The sequence below is a fragment of the Mariniflexile soesokkakense genome (assembly GCF_039650365.1).
In the GTDB taxonomy this organism is placed as follows: Bacteria; Bacteroidota; Bacteroidia; order Flavobacteriales; family Flavobacteriaceae; genus Mariniflexile; species Mariniflexile soesokkakense.
The window spans coordinates 94,774-101,598 of record NZ_JAZHYP010000010.1 but is presented as its reverse complement, the minus strand read 5'-3'; the positions used below and the strand labels follow the sequence as shown (position 1 = coordinate 101,598).

General features: G+C 33.7%; 7 protein-coding genes. 6 read left to right on the top strand and 1 reads right to left on the bottom strand.

Annotated elements, in window-relative coordinates:
• Window positions 1-79: 79 nt before the first annotated feature.
• The 6 genes from VP395_RS15220 (at window position 80) to VP395_RS15195 (ending at window position 4,026) form a co-directional block, all read left to right on the top strand.
• Entirely contained in the window at window positions 80-484 is a 405-nt protein-coding gene (locus tag VP395_RS15220; protein WP_346242882.1) for a hypothetical protein, read from the top strand.
• A gap of 137 nt (window positions 485-621) precedes the next feature.
• Entirely contained in the window at window positions 622-1,266 is a 645-nt protein-coding gene (locus VP395_RS15215; protein WP_346242881.1) for a hypothetical protein, read from the top strand.
• Between the two features lie 124 nt (window positions 1,267-1,390).
• The gene (locus tag VP395_RS15210; protein WP_346242880.1) at window positions 1,391-1,957 is read left to right on the top strand and encodes a hypothetical protein; all 567 of its coding nucleotides are present in this window, start codon (window positions 1,391-1,393) and stop codon (window positions 1,955-1,957) included.
• 156 nt (window positions 1,958-2,113) lie between these two features.
• Window positions 2,114-2,650, top strand: coding sequence for a hypothetical protein (locus tag VP395_RS15205; RefSeq protein WP_346242879.1), 537 nt, complete (start codon window positions 2,114-2,116; stop codon window positions 2,648-2,650).
• A gap of 132 nt (window positions 2,651-2,782) precedes the next feature.
• The gene (locus VP395_RS15200) at window positions 2,783-3,466 is read left to right on the top strand and encodes a hypothetical protein (protein ID WP_346242878.1); all 684 of its coding nucleotides are present in this window, start codon (window positions 2,783-2,785) and stop codon (window positions 3,464-3,466) included.
• A gap of 188 nt (window positions 3,467-3,654) precedes the next feature.
• A complete protein-coding gene (locus VP395_RS15195) occupies window positions 3,655-4,026 on the top strand; it encodes a transposase (protein WP_346242877.1) in 372 nt (123 codons plus the stop codon).
• A gap of 451 nt (window positions 4,027-4,477) precedes the next feature.
• On the opposite strand, the gene VP395_RS15190 is transcribed toward VP395_RS15195, so the two are convergent.
• Window positions 4,478-6,688: a rhamnogalacturonan lyase family protein gene (locus VP395_RS15190; RefSeq protein WP_346242876.1), complete on the bottom strand. Its 2,211-nt coding sequence runs from the start codon at window positions 6,686-6,688 to the stop codon at window positions 4,478-4,480.
• Window positions 6,689-6,825: the final 137 nt, after the last annotated feature.

The following is a 6,825-nucleotide window of genomic DNA, read 5'->3' as shown; positions in this document are numbered from 1 at the left end:
GTTCTTTCTGTTTATATAATTAAATTTAAAACTTTATTAATAAAGCTAACTTAAGTTATACATAAACGTTACCCAACATTTGAAAAAAGCTACTTACATACAATTTAAAGTTCCAAAAACGGAACAAAAAACTCAATCAGACGGAATTGTTAAACGGACTTTTAAAAGTGCAATCGTCGGAATTTTGACCTTTATAATTCCCAAAGCGAATCCTGATTTTGAAAATAAAATTGACCTAGTAGAAAACTGGCTCATTGAATTGGATTTTGAAACTGGAATCCCAGAACGCGAAATCGGATTAAATAAAAATGGACAAGTGATTTTGAAAATGCCATTTAAGAATAATTATGGATATTGGACTGACAACAACTTAATGTTAAAAGATTTCAAAAAACATTTTAAAACTTCAGAAATCAATAATACGGATTTTGAAAAGTATTGGAATTTATTTGACCAAATAGCGGACAAAAAAAACGTTGGGTAACATTGTATAAAAATAATGCGTAAGTTTATTCCTAAATCTAAAGTTAGTGCTTGTTTGCTTGCATCTGATTTTCCTTCGGAAAATCCTCGCACTCAAACTACGCACTATTCTTATACGTAACCGTTAGCATTAATTTGATGAAAATCCTCAACTACTACAGAAAAGCTCTAAGTTATTTTTCAATTATAGTTTTCTCAATTTTATTATCGACTATAATTACTGGGAAATTTAATATGGGAATTGACGGATTTACTAATCTACTAATGTTAATTATAGGCTTATCCATTTTTCTTGGAACTTTACTCTTTATTTATGATAAATACTTTGGACCAAAACAACGGACTAAAAAATTAAAAACTGCAAAGTTTACTGATTTCCTCAAAGTTGGATTCAAAACAGAAAAGGATTATTTGATTGGAAAAATTAATGGTTATACTGTGATTATTAGCTACAATTGGAGAAACAAAAACGGAACAGAAAGTTTGATTACAATAATTCTTTTTGACCCCAGGATAAATGGCAAACATTTGAACAGTTACTTCCTCAACAAATGGCAAGAATCAATCAAAGACGATTATAATTATTGGGAATATGGAAGGCTTTTTACAGATTGGCCATATTTAAATGGAAATCCTAATCTCAAATCAGTTCTAAAAAAACTAGATAAAAACACTAAATTGATTTCAAGTAAAGGTTTACAAAAAATAGAATATTCGGAATGGGAAACTGAAATCAAAGATTATATCAATAAAATAGAAAAAACTAATGCTAACATTGTATAAAAATAATGCGTAAGTTTATTTCTAAACCAAAAGTTAGTGCTTGTTTGCTTGCATCTGATTTTCCTTCGGAAAATCCTCGCACTCAAACTACGCACTATTCTTATACGTAAACGTTGTGAGCAATATGAAAAAAACGCTATCGATATTAATTTTACTTCTGACTTTCTCTTGTACGCAAAGGAAATATAAAACAATTGACTTCGGACAATTTGAAATAAATGTTCCCGAAAATTGGAACGAATATGAGCGAAAAGGAATTGATAGTTATGTTGGGGGAATAATAACGGATACAAATGACAGTCTGAAATTTGATTTTGGTAGATATTCGGCTGATTTAAGTACACAAGATTTACCTATGGTTTATGACTCAATCGGATTAGCCGAATTGACCAAAAAAGAGCTTGAATTATTACCAAAAACCAAACATTTAATTGTAGACGATTTATTCAAAACAAACGTTGAATACAAAGAATATTTGAAATATCAATTTGAATTTGAATCAATTGACTGTTTTAAAGCAAAAATTATAACGCCAACTAACAAAGGTTATGGAGGAACTGGAATTTATATTGACAGTCTGAATGGAAAAGATTTAAGCATAGGGTTTTATGGCTGGTATCTGAACGATGCGGTTCAATCGGAATTTATAAAAGCTCTGAAAACACTAAAATTCAAAAAATACTGTGAATAAAATACTGCTCACAACAATATATAACCGCAATTACGGCGGATTCGACTACGTCCGAATCCACTCGAAATTGCTAAGGTCAGTGCTAAACCGAAAATTAACGCATATTAACCCGTAACTGCGGTTATACGAGCCGTTGTGCACAAGCTAAAAAACTGAATGAATAATAAAATAGGCCTACTAATATTAACCATATTTCTCTCTATAATTTTAGCTTCTATTTATGGAGTAATTCATAACCAGATTTCTTATTTAATATCTGAAGAATATTTTATAAATTTTAAATTTGAACAATTTGGATTATGGGAAAATGGTTATGGAGATGAGAGATTAAAAGTCTCTTTTGTTGGTACTTTATCAACTTGGTGGTTCGGTCTGATTTTCGGAATTATAAATGGATTAATCGGACTTACACAAAGCACCTTAAAAACAATGCGTGAAAGCATTTTTGGAGCTACGCTTCGGATTTTTATTTTCGCCACTTTATTTGGTTTAATTGGAGTTTTAATTGGTTTTTTTATAATTCCAAAATTTGGTTTTGACTGGAATATCCCAACCGACCTATTTGACCGACAAAGTTTTTTGACCGCTGGAACAATGCATACATTTAGTTATATTGGTGGAGTTATTGGAATAATATTCGGAATCAAATATCAATTAAAAATAAAAAAAGCCAGTGCACAACACAGTATATAAAAAATTGCTAGTTTTAGCTAAACCAATGTTAGTTGCTCGTTTGCTAGCTTCTGATTTTCCTTCGGAAAATCCTCGCACACAAACACGCAACGTTCCTTACACAAACACGTTGGCAACAAGCTGAAAAAACAGATGAACACAAGAAAATACATTTGGTTAATTATTATTTTGAGTTTAGTTTCCTGCAATTTTGACCATCCTCGAAAAAGTGACAAAATTAACGCTGATTTTATCCTCAAAATAAACGAATCCGAATTAAAAGATTTTGATAGTATAAACAGACTTTTAATATACAACAAAACAGATTTAGTTCCTCGATTAGAAAAAGATAATCCAGTTCCATTTGGAAAAGTTACTAATCATTATTTCACTAAAGTTCTTTTAAACAAATACCTTCCTGACAGTACTATAAATAAAGGATTTTTAAAACGTCATAATTTTTCTGTCAATCCAGAGAACACAATCAAAACCAAACCAAACCTAAATCTATTTTATTTACACTTCAATTTTGAAACAAATAAAGCAACATACACTTTATGGAATTCAAAAACAATAAGAGGAGAAAGAAGTTCTACTGAACCCGAAAAAAATTTTAACTACAGCATAGAGCAAAAACTATTGTTTAATTATAATTGTGATACAATTCAAAAAGAAAGAAATAATTTACTCTATACTAAAAAAATAAACAATGATTGGATTTACGTTATTGACTACATAAAAGTAGGTGACGATGATTATTATAAAGCAACAATTAAAGAAACAGAATATTTAAAAGAAAAGTATTTTAATTTTGATAAAAAAGAAAGCATAAAATAAAAAGCCAGTTGCCAACACAGTATATAAAAAATTGCTGTTTTGTGCTTAACCAATGTAAGTTGCTCGTTTGCTAGCTTCTGATTTTCCTTCGGAAAATCCTCGCACACAAACACGCAACATTTCATATACATAAACGTTGTAAAACATTTTGACCCGTCCTGAAATAAGGCTACATAATTTTAAACATTATGTACAAAAATGACAAAATAATCAGACGGTATTCAGAACCTTTTAAACTGAAAATTCTGGACGAAATCACAACGGGTAAACTAAACAAAAACCAACTGGGTAAACTTTACGGCATCGCTCCTACCACCATTAATGAATGGATCAGGAAGTACAACCGTAAAGACCTCATGAACACCAGAGTAAAAGTGGAAACAAAAGACGAGATAACACGAATCAAAGAGCTTCAAAAAGAGATTGAACAGCTTAAAAAGCTTCTCTTAAAAAAGGATCTGGATGCCATGGTATTGGATTCGTACCTGGAAGTAGCTGCCGAAGATCTAGGGTACAAATCTGTGGCTGAACTAAAAAAAAAGCTAAGTATAAAGCCTTAATCAAAGCCAAAGAAAAGTCTAAGGGATTTGCTTCTTTAACGACCATAACCAATTGTTTCGGACTTAAACGTGATGCACTGTACAAGTATAAACGTAGAGCTGATAAGCGTTTAAAACAAGAACAACGGATTGACCCGTCCTGAAATAAGGCTACATAATTTTAAACATTATGTATAGAAATGACAAAGTAATCAGACGGTATTCAGAACCTTTTAAACTGAAAATTTTAGACGAAATCACAACGGGCAAACTAAACAAAAATCAACTGGGTAAACTTTACGGCATCGCTCCTACCACTGACCCGTCCTGAAATAAGGCTACATAATTTCAATTATCCTATTAACTATCTTTTTTCCGCTTCTTTTAAATCGTAATCATAAATAAACTTATCTCCTGTTCCTAAAAGAAAAAAAAATGTTTTAAAATTTTAATTCACTAATTTTTGAGCTTATCAATCCGTTTTTATAATCTTTAGGGTTACTGGTTCTGTTAAATTAATTTTTAAGAAATACATCCCAGCAGGTTTATCTGTTATATCTAGTCCAAAGTTCTTTCCATTAAACTCATGTTTTTGACTTGAAATCAATGCCCCATTAATGTTATATAATTCGCTATTGATATCATTAATAGAAACAGGTAAATTTATATTGAAAATACCATTGGAAGGGTTTGGATAAATATTTATGCCTTCTGATATTTCCCTTTGAACAACGTTTAACGGCCCACCTGCATTTACCAATTGAATATTAGGAGATGGTGGTGTATCCATTCCGCCACCAAAATAAAACCCAAGATTTGGAGGCTGGTTATACGAATTGTTCTGCCATGCAATAGCTAACCTATAGTTAGGATCATGCATTAAAGTGTACATTCTTTGGTTAGTAGCGAAAGGACTAACAAAAACAATTAAACCTGTGTTGTCAGTACGTCTGTATATAACTTCTTCCCGCCAGTCACCCAAAATATCGGCCATAAGGCAAGGATTCGATTTAGTTGAATTATTATCGGAAATAGGTGCTACATTATACAATGTGGCTACCCTGTCGGTGCCGCTTCCATTCCATTTAGTTATTACCGTTCTGTCGAGTATTTCACGTTGAACATCACCATCCCACCAAACACCAAAATTATAAGAAGCCCCATTACCCGCAGTAGTTGGTATGGCATTTGATATAAGTTGACCTGTACAGCTGCGAAGGCCAGAACCATCAGACCCCCATATCTCCATACCAGGATAGTTTGGGTCTACATCGGCAGCCATACTTCTTCCAATATCGCCACTTGACCAATTGGCCCATTGTATGGTACCGTTCTCAGCATTTCTTAATGATAAACCCGGGATTGTTGTACCGTTAGCATACTCTTGACAGCTAAAATACTCCAAACCAGGAGTATCAGGATTAATATCTGCTAAATGAGCAGCATCGCCGTGACCAAAACCGGTAGAGTAAAGCCCATTACCATATTCATCAACCGCCATACCTCCATAAGTTATCTCGTCTCTCCCATCACCATCAACATCACCGGCAGCAAGATTATGGTTCCCTTGTCCGTGATAAGCAGTGGCTACACCATTAGGACTGCTATCCCAGGCCCACTCCTGTGTTAAAGTTCCGTTTCTAAAGTGCCATGCTTCAAGTTTTATGCGTTCATAAATTCCTCTGCCGATTACAAAGCTAGGATTTACACCATCAAGATAGGCCACTGCCCACATGCATTTGGTAGCCCTGTGGCCCAGTTGAGAAGCGTTTTGACCCGGACGCCCCCATTGTGCTATTGGTTCAAGACTGATGTAATAATCCCAGGCAATTTCTCCACCTGTTTCTCCATCAAATATTGATATGTAATCGGGCCCTTCGGTTCTGAACCAAAAAGGACCATTTTGTGCCGCTGAAGAACGATAATTGATTTTTCCGTCGCCATTTCTGTCGCCAATATTATTACCTAAGCCGTCAATCATACCATCTGAAGTTCTGGTAACAACTTCTGCCTTTCCATCGTTATCAAAATCGTATACCAAAAAGTTCACCTCTACCGCGTGTAACAAATTAGGTCCCAAATCAATGGCCCAAATAAAGGTGCCATCAAGTTCATAAGCTTCAAGATAGTGATTATGGGGTGAGGTAGGAGATTCATCATTTGAGAGTCTTTTTATAACAATTTCGTATTCCCCGTCTCCATCCAGGTCGCCAACAGAGGCATCATTCAGATTATGGGTAGTGTAACCACCGTTAATCGATCTGACCGGAATAGTGAAATACTCACGTCCTCTAATGCCTGTTGCAGCAGAAAGTGCTTGCTCTGTTCCACCAATAACAGCAGCTACACTATATGAATAATCAATACTGGTTGCATCAACATAATTTGAAACACTAAGATTGGAAGCAATTAGCGTTGACCCACGATATAGGTTGTAAGTAGCATTCTGGGTGTATTCGTCACCGGGAATTCGCCAACTTATTAGCACTGAATTAGTATTGGTTCGCATGGCAATTAATCCTCGATCAAGGTTTTCCATGTAACGTTGTCCGAAAAGTGAGCAACTCCAAAGAGTCATGATACTAATTAAAGATAGGCTCACAAACAACTTGTTCTCAAATATTTTTTTAACCGTGAATTGATGGACTAACAAGATATTTTTAACGGAAAGCTTTGTTTTCATAATTAGTTTAATTGGTTATTTTTTAAGCTGAAGTTTGGTTTTTCATAAATTTAAACAACACACTTATTAGAATGTAAACAAATATATTTTTAATATCTATTATAACTATCCTGTTCTTACATGTACAAAAAACGGGC

Excerpts from the sequence above, each read along its gene's own strand:
- VP395_RS15215 (WP_346242881.1), top strand. The coding sequence starts at position 622 with ATGAAAATCCTCAACTACTACAGAAAAGCTCTAAGTTATTTTTCAATT.
- VP395_RS15190 (WP_346242876.1), bottom strand. The coding sequence starts at position 6,688 with ATGAAAACAAAGCTTTCCGTTAAAAATATCTTGTTAGTCCATCAATTC.
- VP395_RS15210 (WP_346242880.1), top strand. The coding sequence starts at position 1,391 with ATGAAAAAAACGCTATCGATATTAATTTTACTTCTGACTTTCTCTTGT.
- VP395_RS15205 (WP_346242879.1), top strand. The coding sequence starts at position 2,114 with ATGAATAATAAAATAGGCCTACTAATATTAACCATATTTCTCTCTATA.
- VP395_RS15200 (WP_346242878.1), top strand. The coding sequence starts at position 2,783 with ATGAACACAAGAAAATACATTTGGTTAATTATTATTTTGAGTTTAGTT.
- VP395_RS15195 (WP_346242877.1), top strand. The coding sequence starts at position 3,655 with ATGTACAAAAATGACAAAATAATCAGACGGTATTCAGAACCTTTTAAA.